Origin of the sequence: Pseudonocardia sp. NPDC049154 (assembly GCF_040648315.1) — a bacterium.
Taxonomy (GTDB): domain Bacteria; phylum Actinomycetota; class Actinomycetes; order Mycobacteriales; family Pseudonocardiaceae; genus Pseudonocardia.
The window spans coordinates 102,897-119,630 of record NZ_JBEZDN010000002.1 but is presented as its reverse complement, the minus strand read 5'-3'; the positions used below and the strand labels follow the sequence as shown (position 1 = coordinate 119,630).

The following is a 16,734-nucleotide window of genomic DNA, read 5'->3' as shown; positions in this document are numbered from 1 at the left end:
CACCCCGATCGACGAGCCTCCGTGGGCCAGCAGGCTTGCAGTTCAGGAGGCCGTCGAGTCGGGGTGACGGCCGAGCGGGACCGTCGAGGCCTTGCTGCCACGCACCATGCTCTCGAGCTGGAGGCGGCGATGGACGTCATGACCAGAGGGGTGCTGCCGCGCACGCTTCTCGTGCTGGTGTGTGTCCTCGGCGTGTGCCTTGCGTGCACGTCGGGCACCGCGCCGCCGCCGTCCTCGCCGTCGAGCAGCGGCCCTTCGTCGGTGTCGGCCGACCCGGCCAAGGCCGACGCCGTGATGAAGGTCGTCGAGGACGCCAGGGCCGAAGCCCATCTGAAAGCCGTGATCGTCCGCGTCACCATCGACGGCAAGGAGATCGCCACCCGGGCCGTCGGCGACTCGATGCCCGGCGTGCCCGCGACGACGGACATGCATTTCCGCAACGGCGCCGTGGCCATCTCCTACGTCGCCACCGCGCTGCTGCAACTCGTCGACGAGAAGAAGGTGAGCCTCGACGACAAGGTGTCGACGTGGCTGCCCGACATCCCCTACACGGACAAGGTGACCCTCGGCCAGCTGGCCCAGATGACTTCTGGATACGTGGACTACGTGACCACCCCCGAGCTGGACGACGCGCAGTACGCGAACCCGTTCCGGACCGTCACCCCCGAGGACCTCATCGCGATCAGCACCAGACACCCGCTCCTCTACGAGCCCGGAACGAACTGGAACTACTCGCACACCAACTACGTCATTCTCGGACTCGCCCTCGAGAAGATCACGGGGCAGGACGTCGCCTCGCTCCTGCGCCAGAAGGTGCTGGGCCCCCTCGGGCTGGACGACACCACCGACCCGGGAACACCGGCGATCCCGGAGCCCGCGCTGCACGCCTACACCTCCGAGCGCCGTCAGGCGCTCAAGATCCCCGCAGGCACACCCTTCTACGAGGACTCGACCTACTGGAACCCGTCGTGGACCATCACCCACGGAGCCATCCAGACCACCGACATCCATGATCTGAACGCCACTGCCGTGGCCATGGGCACGGGCACGCTCCTGTCACCCGAGTCTCACCAGAAGATGCTGACCAAGGACCTGATCGGCAAGACCACGACCCTGCCCGGATGCACCACCTGCCACCCGCAGTCGCCGGGCTACACCTACGGGCTCGGAATCATCTCCTCCGGCAACTGGGTGTTGCAGAACCCGCTGTTCTCCGGTGAAGCCGGCGCCTACGCCTACCTGCCCTCGCAGAAGGTCGCCATCGCTGTCGCCGTCACCTTCGACCAGGCTGCCTTCGACCCGACCACGGGCGACTACAAGAACTCCGCCGACGTCCTGTGGCGGAGGATCGCCGCGACGCTCGTCCCCGGCGACGCCCCGCCGATGCCGCCCGGAAGCTAGCGCGTGCACTTCTCGACGACGCGTGGTGCTCCGGCTCCCACAGCACAGAACTGCCTCGTGATCAGGTCGCCGGGCTCGCTGAGGACCTGATCGAGGAGGCTCGTTCCACGAGGACGCTACCGCCCTCGAAGATCATCATGAGCGCCCCTCGCAGTTGTGGCCGGCAGATGGCGCACGCCGGGGCGCCGGGCCGATGCACCACGACCCAAGGCGAGATGCACGACTTGCGCCCGGCCGCACAGTCGTCTCCCATCAGGGATGCCGTGCCGCTGCTGCGCCGCGACCGAGGGACAGGGGGACAGAGTGCTGCTCGACGGGATCAACCACATCGCATGGATCTCCAACGACGTCGCACGCTTGGGACGCTTCTACTCCGAGATCTTCGACGCCGAGGTCGGCCCGACCCGCCCGCACGGCGAGGACGGCCGCGAGACGATGACCGTCATCCGCGTCGGCCCACACACCGAGCTGAACATCGTCGTCATCCCCGAGAACACCGAGGCCCGGCGCCAGACACCGATGTGGGGCCGCGGCCGCATCGACCACGTCGGTCTCCAGGCAGCCTCACCCGAGGCATTCGCGACCATCCGCCGGCGACTCGTCGACGCCGGCGCGAGCGATGGCACGGTCAACGACTTCGGCCGCGTCCACAGTCTGTTCTTCCGCGACCCGGACGGGCTCGAGGGCGAGGTGCTGGTCGCGAAGGACTCACCCTGAGGCCCTTCGGCGCGCGATCGAACGTACCGACGGACGGCCGCACGGTGCAGGCAAGAAGTCCACGCTGCCGGGCGTCGGCTTGTCGCGTACGGGGTGAACGAATGTCCGCCTCGTGCAGGTTGATCTTCGAGCGTCCGAAGGTCGGCGCCCCGGCTGGTCAGTAGTGCCGATCGCGGAGCCGCGGCGGAGCCGGGATCCCCTCCACCAGCGAGCGCGTCACCTCGGCCGGGGTCTCGTCCGGGACGAGGATCCCCCGCGTGGTCAGGTGGTTGGCCAGCAGCTCTCCGACGTTGCGGATGTGCGCGGTCATCGCATCCCGCGCCGTGCGCGGGCTGCGGTGGCTCAGGCCGCGCAGCAGCGGCAGGTGGTCCTCCGGTGCGGCCTCCGACCAGCCCTCGACCGTGGACCAGGCCCGGAACGGGGCGTAGCGCACGGTCAGCCGCAGCAGCCAGCGCAGTTTGTTCGCCTCCGCCACGCGGTTGATCAGGGCGTGCAGGTCCCACTCGATGCGCTCGGCCTCGGAGTCCCCGCGTTCGATCGACCGTAGGATCTGCTCCTGCATCACGTAGAGCTCTCGCACCTGGTCGTCGGTGATGTGCAGGGCGGCCCGCCCGGCGAGCTCGCCGGCGAAGTAGGCCTGGGCGTCGTAGATGTCGATGAAGTCCTGGCGGCTCATCTGCACGACGCGGAACCCGCGCCCGGGACGGAGCTCGACGAGCCCCTCCCCGGAGAGCGACATCAACGCCTCGCGGACCGGGGTGGCGCTGACGCCGAATCGCGCGGCGAGGTGTTCGGTGCGCAGCGCCGTGTTCCCCGGAGCTTCCCCGCTCATGATCATGTCGCGGATCTGCTGGACGATCTGCGGGGTCAGCCGCTTCGACGGGTCGATCGCATTCCGCACCGGGTCGTCCGCCCCACCCGGAGTCGGCTGCACCTCGCTCACGTCCCGTCCCCTCCCGTGGCGTCGACGGACATCGACGCACCCGGATCCTAGTGGCGGTGACACCGCAGCTCAGGTCAGTCGTGCTTGTGCACGATGAGCCCACGCACGTTACGGCCCGCCACGAGGTCCTCGTAGCCCTGGTTGACCTGCTCGAGGGTGTACGTGCGGGTGATGAGCTCGTCCAGCTTCAGGTCGCCGCTCTGGTAGAGCCCCAGCAGCCGCGGGATGTCGGTGGTGGGGTTGCAGTCGCCGAACAGGCTGCCCTTGATCGTCTTCTTCCACAGGGTGGCCACCTGGGCGGGCAGCTGGATGGTGCGGTCGTGGAAGCCACCGCCCATGGAGGTGAGCACGACGGTGCCCGCCTTGCCGATGGCGTTGAAGGCCTGGTCGACGACCTCGGAGTTGGTGACGCCGACGGTGACGATCGCCTTGTCGGCGCCGACACCGCGGGTCAGCTCGACGGCGAGGCGGCGGGCCTCGTCGGCGTCACCGGTCGCGTGGGTGGCGCCGAGCTCGAGGGCCTTCTCCCGCTTGAACGGCGTCGGGTCGACGGCGATCACGTACTTGGCGCCGGCGAACCGGGCTCCCTGCACGGCGTTGATGCCGATCCCGCCGATCCCGTAGACGACGACGGTCTGGCCGGCGCGGACGTCCGCGGCGTTGACCGCCGAGCCCCAGCCGGTCGGGACGCCGCAGCCGACGAGCGCGGCGACGTCGAGGGGCAGGTCATTGTCGATCTTGACCGCCGAGGCCTGGTGGATCACGCCGTACTGGCTGAACGTGCCGAGCATGCACATCGCCCCGTAGCGCCCCGCCGGCCCGGACAGCGGCCAGTGCTCGCCGGGGAGGAAGCCGCGCATGGTGTTGGCGCCCATGTCGCAGATCGCCTGCTGGCCGGTGGCGCACCAGTGGCAGGTGCCGCAGTTGGGGATGAACGAGCAGACGAAGCGGTCGCCGGGCGCGACGCGGGTGACGCCCGGGCCGACGTCCTCCACGACCCCGGCTCCCTCGTGGCCGAGGACCATGGGCAGCCAGCCGGGGATCTCGCCGTCCATGACGTGCAGGTCGGAGTGGCAGAGCCCGGCGTGGGTGTAGCGGACGAGGATCTCGCCCTCCTGCGGACCACCCAGGTCGAGCTCCTCGATCTCCAGGGGCTTGCCCGCCTCGTGCACGACGGCGGCGGTGGTCTTCATCTCGGGATCCTCTCGTGGTGCAGACCCGGAACGGTCTCGGTGCGGGGTCAGCCCGCGGGTGTCTCGGCGCTCCGGCGCTCGTGGCTCGCCTGCGCAACGCCCTGGTTCGCGTCCTTGCTGGTGGCCGACCGCGCCGCGAGCTCCTGGTAGGTCAACGGCCTGCCCTCGAACACCCCTTCGTGGGAGGCGACCGCCTCGCGGTGCTCGCGGTGCTCGGGGTGGCGCGACTCGAACTCCTGTCGGCGGTCCATCTCGCGGCGCCAGCGCGTGATGGTGTCGCGGTCGCCGCTCCCGACGCCCTCCCAGGACTGCGGTGCGGCGGACATCGCGGTGGGCGCCTTGGCCGAGCCGAGGATCTTCGGCGACGGCGGACGGCGGACGGTGGTGGCACCGCACTGCGGGCAGTCCGGCGCGGGGCTGGACCAGGACGGCACGAGCAGCTCGAACCGCACGCCGCAGGGGCAGACGTAGTCGTAGAGGGGCATCAGGGGACTCCTCGTCGTCGAGGGGCCGCACGCCGGGAGAGGGCCGGCCGGGAGCCGGGTGGGTCGCACCCGGCTCCGGCCGTCCGGGCCGCCGGTCGGCCGATCAGGCGTAGTACTCGTCCGGGCCGAGGCGCAGGTCGGTGAGCTGCTCCGCGGAGTGCCCGAACACGACCGTGGCGTTCGTCTTCTCCTCGATGGCGCGGATCTTCTCCACCGACGTGAACCAGGCGACCGTGTCGTAGACGATGCCGGCCGCGATCGCGGGCGGACCGTAGGACTCCTTGAGGTACAGCGAGTCCGAGGCGAAGATCATCGTGCCGGAGTCGGCGAGGTCGACCTTGAGGCTCATCGTGCCCCAGGTGTGGCCCGGCGTCTGGAGCAGCGTGACCCCGGGGAGGATCTCGGTGTCCTCGCTGACGGTGTCGAAGGTGAGCCCGTCGTAGTCGGACTTGATGTGCGCGCCCTGGTTGTAACCGTCGAAGGACAGCGCGCCCTTCTTCTCCTCCTCGTTGATGATGATCTTCGTGCCGCTGTCCTGGAAGAACTTCGCGTTCGACGCGTGGTCCATGTGCAGGTGCGAGAGCAGCAGGTAGTCGATGTCACTCGCCTCGACGTCGAGCTGCTTGAGCCGCGAGTCGAGCCACATGCCCTCGGTGACCGTGTCGACCGGGAAGAACTGGTCGAGGCCGGTCGGGCCCCAGCGGGTCTCCCAGTCGCGCGGGACACCGGCGTCCCAGAGGATCTTCTTGCCGCTCGGGTGCTCGATGTAGACGACGTGGGTGGGGACCTCCACCCAGTCCTTGAGCTTCTCCGGCTGGGCCTTGGTGGCCATGCGCCCCGGGTCGATGAGCAGCCACGTCAGGTCGGCGTGCATCGTGCCGGTGGGGATGATGCGAAGCTTGATCTTGTCGTTCTCGGACATCGTTCTCCTCGTCGAGTGGATGTATCGAGGGAGTCGTGCGCGCTGCGGGGGTGGCGCGTCCGACCGGCGGGATCAGGCGCCGGCCGCGCCGAGCTTGGTCCGCGCCAGATCCAGCCCACCGTCGGCGACCACCCCGCGGATGGCCTTCTTGTCGTACTTGCCGACGCTGGTCTTCGGGACCTCCGGCACGAACAGGAACGTGTCCGGGATCCAGAACTTGATGAAGCCCTCGGCCAGCAGGTGGTCCTTGAGCTCCTGCTCGGTGACCGAGTCGTCCGCGGGGACCACGCACGCCAGCGGGCGTTCGAGCCACTTCTCGTCCTCGATCCCGACGACGGTGGCCTCGGCGACCTTGGGGTGCAGCATCAGCGAGTTCTCCAGGTCGATCGTGGAGATCCACTCGCCGCCGGACTTGATCAGGTCCTTGGAGCGGTCCTTGAGCAGCACGTAGCCCTCGGGGTCGATGCAGCCGACGTCGCCGGTCTTGAGCCAGCCGTCGATCATCGAGTCCTTGGTCCGCTCGTCCTTGTAGTACTCGGACGCGGTGAACGGCGAACGGACATGGAAGTCGCCGATGCTCTCCCCGTCCCACGGCAGTTCCTTGCCGCTCTCCTGGTCGAGCACCTTGATCTGCAGCAGCGGGATGGGCAGCCCCTGGGTCTGGCGCAGCGAGTAGATCTCGTCCTCGGTGCCGCCCGCGAGGTTCGACTTCAGCGCGAAGAAGCAGATCTGCGGGGAGTTCTCGGTCATGCCGTAGCCCTGCATGACCTCGCAGTCGTACTCGTCGCGGAACCACTTCATCACCGCCTTCGACGGCGCCTGCCCACCCAGCCACAGGGTGGACAGGGTCGAGAGGTCCCGCGGCCGATCGCTCGCGCGGACGGCGTCGCGGATCATCGTCCCGATCGTCACCGCCGCGTTCATCCCGGTCACGCCGAGGTCCTCGATGATGTCGACGTAGTCGGCCGGCAGCGGGTGCGCGCCGGGCAGCACCAGCGTCGCCCCTTGGAGCAGCGCGGTGTGCGGGATGTTCCAGCCGTTGCAGTGGAACATCGGCGCGACCTCGAGCCACACCTGGGACTCGCTCATGTTCAGCTTGTCGTGCATGGCCAGGCACATGGCCTGCAGCACCATCGCCCGGTGCGAGTACACGACACCCTTGGGGTCACCTGTGGTGGCGCTGGTGAAGCACACCGCGGACGCGGCGTTCTCGTCGAACTCGCCGAACTCGATGTTCTCGTCCGCCGCCGCGAGAAGCTCCTCGTAGGAGTGCACCGGTACCGGGATGCGGTGCTCGGGCACCGCGTCCGAGAACACGACCACCCGCTCGACAGTGGGCAGACCGGCGGCGAACAGGTCGGCGACGAGCTCGAGCTGGTCGTCGTCGACGAGCAGGATCCGGTCCTCGACCTTGTCGATGGTGAACTTCTGCTGCGCCGGGGAGAGCCGCAGGTTGATCGTGTGCAGCACCGCCTGGATACCCGGGACCGCGAAGTAGGTCTCCAGGTGGCGGTAGTTGTTCCAGGCCAGCGTGCCGACCCGGTCACCCGGGGCGATCCCCAGCGTCCGCAGGGCGTCGCCCAGGCGGCGGACGCGCTTGCCGAAGTCCTTGTAGGTGTAGCGGTGGTACTCGCCCGGCCCCAGCCGCGTGATGATCTCTTTGCTGGCGAAGAGCCGTTCCGTCCGCCAGAGCAGCGAGTGCAGCAGCAGCTGGCTGTCGAACATCAAACCCTGCATCGACCCCTCCGCGATGAGTTGGTCAGGTGAGTTGGTCCGTGGATGAGACAGGAGCATGTCGTGTTCTATAGAATCATGCAAGTCTCCGTGAGACACGGGGCACAGCTACCCTCACCGACGTGGGAGGATCCATGGAGAACCGGGACAAGCTCTACATAGACGGCGCCTGGGTGTCCCCCAGCTCCGCCGGGACCATCGAGGTGGAGAACCCCACCACCGAGCAGCTGCTGGCCACCGTGCCGGAAGGCACCGCCGCGGACGTGGACCGCGCCGTGGCCGCCGCACAGGCGGCCTTCCCCGACTGGTCGCAGACGACCGTGGGCGAGCGGGCCGAGTACCTGCGCCGCATCCGGGACGGCCTGGCGAAGCGGCAGGACGAGATCGCCGAGACCATCGCCACCGAGATGGGCTGCCCGCTGCGCACCGCCACGAAGATCCAGGCCGCGCTACCGCAGACCGTCATCGGCGCCTACGCCGACCTGATCGAGTCCTACGAGTTCGAATCCCGGGTCGGCAACACCATCGTCGCCCGCGAGCCGGCCGGGGTGGTCGGGGCGATCACGCCGTGGAACTACCCGCTGCACCAGATCACCTGCAAGCTCGCGCCCGCCCTCGCCGCCGGGTGCACGTTCGTGCTCAAGCCCAGCGAGATCTCCCCGCTGGTCGCGTACGTCCTCTTCGACGTGCTGCACGAGGCGGGCCTGCCGGCGGGTGTCGTCAACCTGGTGCCGGGCTACGGCCAGACGGTCGGCGAGGCCATCGCCGGGCACCCGGGCATCGACGCGGTGTCGTTCACCGGCTCGGTGCGCGCCGGACAGCGGGTTGCCGAGGTCGCCGCGAAGAACATCACCCGGGTCACCCTGGAGCTGGGCGGTAAGTCCGCCAACGTCCTGCTTCCGGACGCGGACATGGCCACCGCCGTCAAGGTCGGCGTGGCCACGGGCTTCCTCAACGGCGGCCAGACCTGCACCGCCTGGACCCGCATGCTGGTGCACGACGACCAGTACGACGACGCCGTCGAACTCGCCGCGTCGATCGCCTCCGGCTACACCCCGGGCGACCCGCTCGACCCGACCACCAAGCTCGGCCCGATGGTCTCGGCCGCGCAGCGCGAGCGGGTGCGCGGCTTCATCCACGTCGGCGTGGACGAGGGCGCCAAGATCGCGACGGGCGGCTGGGAGCAGCCCGAGGGCGTCGACCGCGGGTACTACGTCTCCCCCACGGTGCTCGCGGACGTCACCCCGGACTCGACCGTCGCCCAGCAGGAGATCTTCGGCCCGGTGCTGTCGGTGATCCGCTACTCCGACGAGGAGCAGGCCCTGGCCATCGCCAACAACTCCGACTACGGCCTGTCCGGCGCGGTCTGGTCCGCCGACCAGGACCGCGCGCTCGCCTTCGCGCGCAAGGTCCGCACCGGCTCGATCGACGTCAACGGCGGCCGCTACAACCCCCTCGCCCCGTTCGGCGGCTACAAGCGCTCCGGCATCGGCCGGGAGATGGGGACCGCCGGACTGGAGGAGTTCCTCGAGACCAAGGCCATCCAGCTCTGACCGACCCGCGCCTGGGGGACGGCGTTCCCCCGGGCCGGTCGGTCGGTCAGGGTGCGGCGGCGTCGCTGCCCGCCTGGCGCCGGGTGCCGACCAGGCTCTCGTGGCGCAGCTCCCGCAGAGTCGCGCGGCCTCCACCGAGTCGCTCGGTCGACTCCGCGGGTCCGGGTCGCGAAGACCGCCGCGATCCGCTCCTCGTACCGGCGACCTGACGATCAAGGCGTCCCCGACGCCGTGACCGTTCCCTTCGACCCACCGGACCGTCCCGACCTCCGGCTGGTTCCGCATCGCCCACTCCGACAAGCAGCGCGCCCCGGTCAGCACACGTAGCTGCCGGACTGGGCGCGGGTCCGGATGGTCCCCGAGTGGGCCAGCTCGCGCAGGGCCCGGCGGACGAGCGCCCGCCCGACCCCGAGCCGGACGGCCAGTTCACGTTCCGCCGGCAAGCGCGATCCGGTGGAGCGCGTGGCGACGAGCCGGCGCAGCTCGGTGAGCAGGTCCGGCAGGTCACCGCCCGAGGAGCCCGCCCTCACGCGGCGCCCGCGCCCAGGGACAGACCGCGGGTGCGGCCGGGCGGCTCGACGAGCAGCACTCGCCCACCCCTGGCCCCGGTGACCACGAGGACGTCGAGCTCCGGGCCCGCGAAACAGAGGTTGGTCGGGAAGGTCGGCTCGGGGAACCGGATCTCGCCGGCAGGTCGGCCGTCCGGTTCGAAGACGACGATCGCCTCGGTGTCGGGTGCGGCGGCGTACAGCCGGCCGTCCGCGTCGAGAGCCAGCCCGTCCGGACCACCCGCCGGGAGCGCGAGGGGTGCTCCGGCAGGGACCAGCCGGTCACCGGTCCACCGATGCCGCGTGATCACGCCGTCGTCGGTGTGCGCGAGGTACAGCAGGTCCGGGTCCGGGCCGAAGGCGAGCCCGTTGGGGAAGGCGAGGCCGTCCAGGAGGACCGCGGTCGCGCCCGTCGCGGGGTCGTGGGCGCAGAGCCGACCGGCGGCGGTGCCGCCGGGCAGGCCGGGATCGGTGAACCAGACGCGCCCGTCCGGCCCGGTCGCGAGGTCGTTCGGGGCCAGCGCCGCCGGCACGCCGACGTCGGTGACCCGGCCGCCGTCGAGGCGCTGCAGTCCGGCCGGGGTGGGTCGGGCGGACCGGCTCGGACGCAGGGCGGCACCGTTCTGCGCGACCCAGATCGCGCCGTCGGGCCCCTCGGCGAGGCCGTTGGGTCCACCACCGACCTCCACCGTGGCGAGGACGCCGCCGTCGAGGTCGATCTCGACGACGAGCCCGCGGGACATCGCGACCACGAGCAGCCGCCCGTCGGCGGTCCACACCGGCCCCTCGGTGAACCCGATGCCGGCGGCGAGGGTGCGGGTGCTCATGCCACGCCCCCGGCGAGGACCGCACGCAGCGCCCGCTTGCTGACCTTGCCCGTGTCGGTGAGCGGCAGCTGGTCCTGGGTGAGCACCTCGACCCGGCTCGGGACCTTGTACCCGGCGGCCCGGGCCTTGACGTGGGCGACGAGCGCGCCGGCCAGGTCCGGCCCCGGATCGTGCCCGAGGCGGGCGACGACGGCGGCGACCATCGTCTCGTCGCCGTCCGCCGAGGGCAGGCCGACGACGTAGGCCTGGTCCACGTCGGGGTGCCCGCAGAGGAGCTCCTCGACCTCGAGGGGCGCGATGTTGATGCCCTTCACCTTGAGCATCTCCTTGCTGCGGCCCACGACGTGCAGCCGCCGGGCGTCGTCGAGGAACCCGAGGTCACCGGTTCGGAACCAGCCGCCGGGCCGGAACACGCCCTCGTTGAGCTCGGGCCCGCCGAGGTAGGCCCCGATCACGCAGCCGCGCAGCTCGATCTCGCCGGTCTCCCCGGTGGCCAGGGCGCCGCCGTCCGGCCCGGTGATCCGGATCTCCTGGGTCGGCACGACGGTCCCGGAGGTGTGCAGGCGCACCTCGAGCGGATCGTGGGCGTCGGAGACGGTGGAGTGCCCGTAGCCCTCGGTGAGGCCGTACATGCTGCAGACCTCGGACACCCCGAGCTCCTCGACCACCAGGCGTTTGTCCTCGGCGGTGAAGCCGGTGGTGCCGGTCCGCAGCGCGGAGATGTCGTGCCGTCCGAAGGACGGGGCCGCGAGCAGGTTGCGCGTGGTGGGGGCGAGGCCGTAGTAGACGGTGCAGCGCTCGCGGGCGATGAACTCCAGCGAGCGGTCGCCGTCGACGCGCTCCTCCAGACACAGCGTGACGCCGTGGGTGAGCGCCACGGGCAGGGCGTTCGCGCAGCCGTACCCGAAGAAGAAGGGGGCCGCGATCCACAGCCGGTCACCGGGGACGAGGTGCTGGCGACGGCCGATCTCGTAGGCGTTGCGCAGGAGGTCGCCGTGCTGCAGCGGTACGGGTTTGGGACGGGCGGTACTGCCGCTGGTGAACAGCAGCAGGGCGAGGTCGGTCGGGGCGGGCGGGTCGAGGGGCCGGGGGTCGGCCTGCCCGGGCAACGCGAGGTCGGCGGGCCACGCCAGCGCGCCGAGATAGCCGTCGGCCGAGGGGGGATCGACGGCGAAGGAGCGCCCGAAGCCGGCCGCGGTGAGCTCGGCCAGGGTGTCCCGCCCGAAGATCGCGGTGTCGGTGAGGACCAGGCGCACCTGCGAGGTGCTCAGGACGTGGTCGAGCTCGGCGGCGCGGTACCAGGTGTTGATCGGGACGACGGTGAGCCCGGCCCGGTGCGCGGCGAGTGCGCCGGTGATCCAGCGCAGGCCGTTGGGCAGCAGGATCCCGATCCGGTCGCCGCGGCACAGGCCGGCGTCGGCCAGGAACGCGGCCAGCCGGCGGGTGCGGTCGTGGAGCTCGGCGTAGGTGACCCGCCCCTCCGGCCCGACGACGGCCTCGGCCTGCGGGCGGCGGGCGGCGAGGTCGTCGAGGACCCCGGGGACGGTGAGGGCGGCGGGCCCGGTGGCGGACGCACCGTGCTGGGGGGTGCCGGTCGGGGCGCTCATGGCGCTGCTCCTTCGGGGTCGGGGCGGAACACGACGCGCGGCGGTTCCCGGTGAGCGTCGATCTCCGCGGTCACGGCCTGCCCGATCCGGAGGTCCCGGACGTCCTCGGTGGGCGGGCCGGCGAGTGTGGTGACGAGTCGGGGGCCCTCCGCGAGCTCGACCACCGCCACCACGTAGGGCGCGGGGTGCTCGGCCAGGTAGGCCTTGTGGAAGACCACGGCGCTCCAGACGGTGCCGCGGCCGGAGGCGGTGAACCACTCGGCGGCGTCGCGGGCGCCGCACCGCGGGCAGGTCCGCGGCGGGGGGAACGCGGCGGTGCCGCAGGACCCGCAGCGGGCCACCCGCAGCAGGCCGGCGCGGAGCCCGTCGACGTGGGGTCGGACGTCCATCAGTCCTCCCGTCCGAACAGCACAGAGGACACGATCGGGGCCGCGCAGGCGTACTGGACCGTGCGCGCCCCGGGGACCTGCCGCGACCCGCACTCGCCGCGGAGCTGGCGCACGGCCTCCACGAGCAGGCCCCAGCCCTGCAGGTAGCCCTCGGACAGCTGACCGCCGGAGGTGTTGCAGGGCAGCTCGCCGCCCAGGGCGATCCGCCCGTCGGCGATCCACTCCCCCGACTCCCCGGGCCTGCACCAGCCGAGGCCCTCGAGGGTGAACAGCACGTTCGGGCTGAAGTTGTCGTAGGCCATGAGCGCGTCGACGTCCTCGCGGCGCCGCCCGCCCGCCCGCAGCACCGCCTCCCCGACCTCGGCCAGGGCATCGGCCCAGAAGTCCTCCGGTGGCAGGTCGGACCCGGTCAGCCGGCCCCGTTGGGCGGCCCCGAGCACCCGCACCGGCGGCCGGGGCAGGTCGCGGGCCCGGTCGAGCGTGGTGAGCACGAGCGCGACGCCCCCGTCGTTGATCTGGCAGTAGTCGAACAGGTGCAGCGGGGCGACGACGTAGCGGGAGGCGAGGTAGTCCGCCAGCGTCAGCGGGTCGCGGCGCAGAGCGTGCGGGTTGAGCGAGGCGTGCGCCCGGAAGGTGGTGGCGACCGTGCCGAGCTGCTCCTCGGTGGTGCCGTACAGGTGGCGGTGGCGCGCCAGCATCAGCGCCGAGAACGCCCCCGGGGACGTCATCCCGTACGGCGCGGTCACCGCCGGGGTGGTGCCGTACCCCTCGCCGGCGCCGGTCGAGCCGGAGTCACCGGCGCCGTAGGTCGCACCGCGGGTGCGGCCGTCGTTGCCGTGGACCAGCACCACGGTGTGGCACAGGCCCGCGCGGACCGCGGCCGCGGCCGTCTGGACCGCCGGACCGGTCATCCGGCCCTCCGGGGGCAACGCGACCGTCCAGCGCGGGTCGAAGCCGTGCTCGGCGGCGAGGCCCTCGTAGCTGTCCACGCGGTGGGTCAGCAGCCCGTCGACGTCGGCGGCGGACAGGCCCGCGTCGTCCAGGGCGGTGCGCAGCGCCTCGCCCGCGAGGTCGTCGGCGGAGCGCCCGAGGGCGCCGAAGCCGGTGGTGCCGACGCCGACCACGGCAACGGGAGTATTCATGTCCCGAACCTCCGTTGTTCGGATCTTTGATACAGGTGCCGCGCCCGAGAGGCCACGGGGGCACCGCGCAGGGTCGTCAGTCGGCGAGGATGCCGTCGCGCTTGAGGGCCGCGACGACCTGGTCGCCCTCCTGCTGGACGTGCTCGCGGTTGGCCAGATCGGCCTCGGCCTCGTTCCCGGCGCGCAGCGCGGCGATGATGCGGGCGTGCCCCCGGTTGGCCTGCGGGCTCGCGGCCGCGGGCAGGGCATAGACCTCGCGCGGCAGGTTGTGCGAGAGGTGGCGCAGCACCGACAGCGTCCGGCGGCTCGCCCCGGTCCTGTTGATCAAGGAGTGGAACTCCCAGTTCAGGTCGTGCAGCAGGTCCGGGTCGTCGCTCGCGCACATCTGCGCGTGCAGCTCCTCGAGCTTGACCAGCACCGGCTCGGTGATCCGCCGGACCGCCCCGGCGGCGGCGAGGCCCTGGGCCATGCCGTAGAGCCGGTAGTGGTCGGTGATGTCCTCGGCGCGGATCGGGACGACGAACGTCCCGCGGTGCGGCTCGGAGGCGACCAGCCCGTCCGCCTCGAGGGTGATCAGGGCCTCGCGGACCGGCAGCCTGCTCACGCCGAGCTCCTCGGCGATGGCGTCCTGCGGGACGCGCTGCTCGGCCTTCAGCCGCCCGTCGAAGATCATCGAGCGGATGTGCTCGGCCACCTCGACGCTCATGGCCCGGCGCTGCAGGCGGGGAGCGGCAGCACGTGCTCGTCCCGCCACTCCGGCACCCCCCGATCGCCCGTCCGGTCCTGGATAAACTATCACCCGAGCCGGCGGGGCCGACCGCGCCGCGGTCATCGCGCACCTGCCGTGAGCGACACGCCCCAGCGGCGCAGGGTCTCCTCCGCCGGTGCGGCCTGCCGCGCCTGCAGCGGGGTGCGGTCGAGACGCGGCGCCGCGGCGGGCTGCGGCCCGTCCGGCCGCCGCTCCAGGGTCCGACGAGCGCGCAGATGGGCGTCGCCGGGGGCCTCGGCCAGGGACAGGACCGGGGTGACGCACGCGTCGAGGTCGGCGAAGACCTCGGTCCACTCCGCGCGGGTGCGGGTGGCGAACGCGGCGGCGACGGCCCGTTTCGTCCGCGGCCACGCCTCGCGGTCCCACTGGGCGGGCAGGGTGTCGGGGTCGAGCCCGAGGCCCTGCAGCAACCGGGCCCAGAACTGCGGCTCGATGCTGCCGACGGCCATGTACTCGCCGTCCGCGGTGGCGTAGACGTCGTAGAACGGCGCACCGGTGTCGATGTCGTTGGTACCCGGCTCGTCGGACCAGCGGCCCTGCGCGGCGCGGCTCCAGATCCCGGTCATCAGCAGGCTCACCCCGTCGACCATGGCCGCGTCGACGACCTGCCCGCGCCCGCTGCGGTGCCGCTCGAGCAGGGCGGTGACGATCCCGAAGGCGAGCATCATCCCGCCGCCGCCGTAGTCGCCGACCAGGTTCAACGGCGGGACCGGGGCCTGTCCGCGGCGCGCGATCGACCGCAGCGCCCCGGTGAGCGCCAGGTAGTTGATGTCGTGACCGGCCTCGCGGGCGCGCGGGCCGTCCTGTCCCCAGCCGGTCATCCGCCCGTAGACCAGGCCGGGGTTGTCCGCCCGGCAGTCGTCGGGGCCGAGCCCGAGGCGCTCCATGACGCCGGGCCGGAACCCCTCGACGAGCACGTCGGCGCGGCGGACCAGCGCACGGGCGGTGTCGAGGTCGGCGGGGTCCTTGAGGTCCAGGCCGATCCAGGGGCGGCCGCGGGTGAGCGCGCCGCCGTCGACGGGGCCGGTGGGGCGGTCGATCCGCAGGACGTCGGCGCCGGCGTCGGCGAGCAGCATCGCGGCGAACGGGCCGGGCCCGAGCCCGGCGAACTCGACGACCTTGATCCCGGTCAGGGGCCCCTCGGTGGACTGCGGTGCGGGGTGGGACACAGCGGGTCTCCTCATGCGGCGTAGGGGTCGCCGATGCTGCGCCCGCCGCACACGACGAGGACCTGCCCGGTGACGTAGGGGGCCTCGGCGAGGTAGGCGACGGCGCCGGCGACGTCGTCGGGACGACCGGCCCGGCCGACCGGGACGGCCGCCAGGGTGCGGCGGCGGATGTCCGGGGGCAGCCCGTCGGTCATCGGGGTCTCGACGAACCCGGGGGCCACGGCGTTGACGGTGATCCCGGCGGGGCCGAGCTCGAGGGCGAGCGACCGCGTCGCGCCGACGAGCCCACCCTTCGCCGTGGAGTAGGCCGTGGACCCGAACGTGCCGAGCCACGCCCGCGAGGTCAGGTTCACGACCGCTCCCCCGCCCCCCGCGGCCATCCCCCGTGCGGCGAGGCGGGTCAGGGCAAGCGGACCGAGCAGGTTGATCTCCAGCAGCCGCCGGAACAGAGCGGGGGCGAGCCGCCCGATCCGCGCGTCGCGCAACACCCCGGCGCAGTTGACCAGCAGGTCCACTCCGCCGAGGTCCGCACCGAACCCGATCGCCGCGGTCCGCGACGCGGGGTCGGTCACGTCCAGGACCAGCGGGTGGGCCCGGCCCGGGTGCTCGGCGGCGATCGCGGCGGCCGCGGCAGCCGTCGCCTCCCGGTCGAGGTCGGCGACCACGACCGTGGCGCCGCGGGCCGCGAGCGTGCCGCAGATGCCGCGCCCGATGCCGCCTGCACCCCCGGTGACCAGCGCAACCCTGCCCGCGAGGCCGTGAGGGCCGGTCATGGGCGCAACCTCCCCAGGTCCGAGCCGGCGGTCAGGTAGATCTCCTGCCCGGTGATCCGCTCGCCGCCCGGGCCGAGCAGGGCGGCCAGCTGCGCGGCCAGCGCAGCGGTGTGCCCGCCGGCCGCATCCTCGGACCCGACGGCCAGCACGTTGACGGTCACCGTGTCGCGGGCGAGCTCGACCGAGAGCGTGCGGGCCATGGACAGCACGCCGTTGGTCACCGCGGAGGACGCGGTGCCGCCGCCGACCGCCATGAGCGGCTCGGCGGGCAGCACGAACACGAGGCGGCCGCCGGAATCGGCGTGGGCGCCGGAGCCGAGATGGGCGCCGGAGCCGAGGTGGGCGAGCTCGCCCTGGACCGCGGCGAGCACCACCTCGAGCGAGCCCGCGACCTCGTCGGCGAGCCGGGCGTCCGTCAGATCGGCCAGCGCGGCGCGGCGGGGCACCGGCGCGACGACGCACGCGGCCGGGGCCGTGGCGTCCACGGTCTCCAGCGCCCGTTCGACCAGCGGGCCGAGCTCGCCGCCTCCCACCACGGGCACCGGCCGGAGAGTGGAGGTCG

17 protein-coding genes are annotated in these 16,734 nt (G+C 72.2%); 3 read left to right on the top strand and 14 right to left on the bottom strand.

Annotated features, from left to right (window positions below; all coding sequences use genetic code 11):
• Positions 1-129 precede the first annotated feature (129 nt).
• Positions 130-1,401, top strand: a complete 1,272-nt coding sequence (locus AB0B41_RS02355; protein WP_358198018.1) for a serine hydrolase domain-containing protein — start codon at positions 130-132, stop codon at positions 1,399-1,401.
• A gap of 303 nt (positions 1,402-1,704) precedes the next feature.
• Positions 1,705-2,118: a VOC family protein gene (locus AB0B41_RS02350; RefSeq protein ID WP_358198016.1), complete on the top strand. Its 414-nt coding sequence runs from the start codon at positions 1,705-1,707 to the stop codon at positions 2,116-2,118.
• 157 nt (positions 2,119-2,275) lie between these two features.
• Here AB0B41_RS02350 and AB0B41_RS02345 read toward each other — a convergent pair whose 3' ends face one another.
• From AB0B41_RS02345 to AB0B41_RS02325, 5 genes are all read right to left on the bottom strand, one after another.
• The gene (locus AB0B41_RS02345) at positions 2,276-3,061 is read right to left on the bottom strand and encodes a GntR family transcriptional regulator (protein ID WP_358198014.1); all 786 of its coding nucleotides are present in this window, start codon (positions 3,059-3,061) and stop codon (positions 2,276-2,278) included.
• A 74-nt stretch (positions 3,062-3,135) separates the two neighbouring features.
• On the bottom strand, positions 3,136-4,254 hold the full coding sequence (locus tag AB0B41_RS02340) for a Zn-dependent alcohol dehydrogenase (protein WP_358198012.1): 1,119 nt from the start codon (positions 4,252-4,254) through the stop codon (positions 3,136-3,138).
• A 47-nt stretch (positions 4,255-4,301) separates the two neighbouring features.
• Positions 4,302-4,739, bottom strand: a complete 438-nt coding sequence (locus tag AB0B41_RS02335) for a zinc ribbon domain-containing protein (RefSeq protein WP_358198010.1) — start codon at positions 4,737-4,739, stop codon at positions 4,302-4,304.
• A 103-nt stretch (positions 4,740-4,842) separates the two neighbouring features.
• Positions 4,843-5,661, bottom strand: a complete 819-nt coding sequence (locus AB0B41_RS02330) for an N-acyl homoserine lactonase family protein (protein ID WP_358198008.1) — start codon at positions 5,659-5,661, stop codon at positions 4,843-4,845.
• 72 nt (positions 5,662-5,733) lie between these two features.
• Positions 5,734-7,398, bottom strand: coding sequence for a long-chain fatty acid--CoA ligase (locus tag AB0B41_RS02325; protein ID WP_358198006.1), 1,665 nt, complete (start codon positions 7,396-7,398; stop codon positions 5,734-5,736).
• Between the two features lie 119 nt (positions 7,399-7,517).
• Between AB0B41_RS02325 and AB0B41_RS02320 the strand changes: the two genes are divergently transcribed.
• Entirely contained in the window at positions 7,518-8,948 is a 1,431-nt protein-coding gene (locus AB0B41_RS02320) for an aldehyde dehydrogenase family protein (protein WP_358198004.1), read from the top strand.
• 314 nt (positions 8,949-9,262) lie between these two features.
• On the opposite strand, the gene AB0B41_RS02315 is transcribed toward AB0B41_RS02320, so the two are convergent.
• From AB0B41_RS02315 to AB0B41_RS02275, 9 genes are all read right to left on the bottom strand, one after another.
• Positions 9,263-9,478 carry a GntR family transcriptional regulator gene (locus tag AB0B41_RS02315; protein WP_358198003.1) on the bottom strand — a complete coding sequence of 72 codons (216 nt, stop codon included), beginning with the start codon at positions 9,476-9,478 and terminating at the stop codon, positions 9,263-9,265.
• Positions 9,475-10,323, bottom strand: coding sequence for an SMP-30/gluconolactonase/LRE family protein (locus AB0B41_RS02310; protein WP_358198001.1), 849 nt, complete (start codon positions 10,321-10,323; stop codon positions 9,475-9,477). Before AB0B41_RS02310 ends, AB0B41_RS02315 begins: the two co-directional genes overlap by 4 nt.
• The gene (locus tag AB0B41_RS02305; RefSeq protein ID WP_358197999.1) at positions 10,320-11,930 is read right to left on the bottom strand and encodes a class I adenylate-forming enzyme family protein; all 1,611 of its coding nucleotides are present in this window, start codon (positions 11,928-11,930) and stop codon (positions 10,320-10,322) included. The genes AB0B41_RS02310 and AB0B41_RS02305 overlap by 4 nt, the downstream gene beginning before the upstream one ends.
• Positions 11,927-12,319 carry an OB-fold domain-containing protein gene (locus tag AB0B41_RS02300; RefSeq protein WP_358197997.1) on the bottom strand — a complete coding sequence of 131 codons (393 nt, stop codon included), beginning with the start codon at positions 12,317-12,319 and terminating at the stop codon, positions 11,927-11,929. The genes AB0B41_RS02305 and AB0B41_RS02300 overlap by 4 nt, the downstream gene beginning before the upstream one ends.
• Entirely contained in the window at positions 12,319-13,461 is a 1,143-nt protein-coding gene (locus AB0B41_RS02295) for a thiolase family protein (RefSeq protein ID WP_358197995.1), read from the bottom strand. Before AB0B41_RS02295 ends, AB0B41_RS02300 begins: the two co-directional genes overlap by 1 nt.
• Positions 13,462-13,537: 76 nt before the next feature.
• Entirely contained in the window at positions 13,538-14,167 is a 630-nt protein-coding gene (locus AB0B41_RS02290; RefSeq protein ID WP_358197993.1) for a GntR family transcriptional regulator, read from the bottom strand.
• A gap of 122 nt (positions 14,168-14,289) precedes the next feature.
• Entirely contained in the window at positions 14,290-15,399 is a 1,110-nt protein-coding gene (locus AB0B41_RS02285) for a CaiB/BaiF CoA-transferase family protein (protein WP_358197991.1), read from the bottom strand.
• A gap of 11 nt (positions 15,400-15,410) precedes the next feature.
• Positions 15,411-16,172 carry an SDR family NAD(P)-dependent oxidoreductase gene (locus AB0B41_RS02280; RefSeq protein ID WP_358197989.1) on the bottom strand — a complete coding sequence of 254 codons (762 nt, stop codon included), beginning with the start codon at positions 16,170-16,172 and terminating at the stop codon, positions 15,411-15,413.
• Complete coding sequence (locus AB0B41_RS02275; protein ID WP_358197987.1) at positions 16,169-16,714, bottom strand: hypothetical protein; 546 nt, start codon at positions 16,712-16,714, stop codon at positions 16,169-16,171. The genes AB0B41_RS02280 and AB0B41_RS02275 overlap by 4 nt, the downstream gene beginning before the upstream one ends.
• Between the last annotated feature and the right edge of the window lie 20 nt (positions 16,715-16,734).

Excerpts from the sequence above, each read along its gene's own strand:
- AB0B41_RS02355 (WP_358198018.1), top strand. The coding sequence starts at position 130 with ATGGACGTCATGACCAGAGGGGTGCTGCCGCGCACGCTTCTCGTGCTG.
- AB0B41_RS02340 (WP_358198012.1), bottom strand. The coding sequence starts at position 4,254 with ATGAAGACCACCGCCGCCGTCGTGCACGAGGCGGGCAAGCCCCTGGAG.
- AB0B41_RS02335 (WP_358198010.1), bottom strand. The coding sequence starts at position 4,739 with ATGCCCCTCTACGACTACGTCTGCCCCTGCGGCGTGCGGTTCGAGCTG.
- AB0B41_RS02330 (WP_358198008.1), bottom strand. The coding sequence starts at position 5,661 with ATGTCCGAGAACGACAAGATCAAGCTTCGCATCATCCCCACCGGCACG.
- AB0B41_RS02325 (WP_358198006.1), bottom strand. The coding sequence starts at position 7,398 with ATGCAGGGTTTGATGTTCGACAGCCAGCTGCTGCTGCACTCGCTGCTC.
- AB0B41_RS02310 (WP_358198001.1), bottom strand. The coding sequence starts at position 10,323 with ATGAGCACCCGCACCCTCGCCGCCGGCATCGGGTTCACCGAGGGGCCG.
- AB0B41_RS02305 (WP_358197999.1), bottom strand. The coding sequence starts at position 11,930 with ATGAGCGCCCCGACCGGCACCCCCCAGCACGGTGCGTCCGCCACCGGG.
- AB0B41_RS02300 (WP_358197997.1), bottom strand. The coding sequence starts at position 12,319 with ATGGACGTCCGACCCCACGTCGACGGGCTCCGCGCCGGCCTGCTGCGG.
- AB0B41_RS02295 (WP_358197995.1), bottom strand. The coding sequence starts at position 13,461 with ATGAATACTCCCGTTGCCGTGGTCGGCGTCGGCACCACCGGCTTCGGC.
- AB0B41_RS02290 (WP_358197993.1), bottom strand. The coding sequence starts at position 14,167 with ATGAGCGTCGAGGTGGCCGAGCACATCCGCTCGATGATCTTCGACGGG.
- AB0B41_RS02280 (WP_358197989.1), bottom strand. The coding sequence starts at position 16,172 with ATGACCGGCCCTCACGGCCTCGCGGGCAGGGTTGCGCTGGTCACCGGG.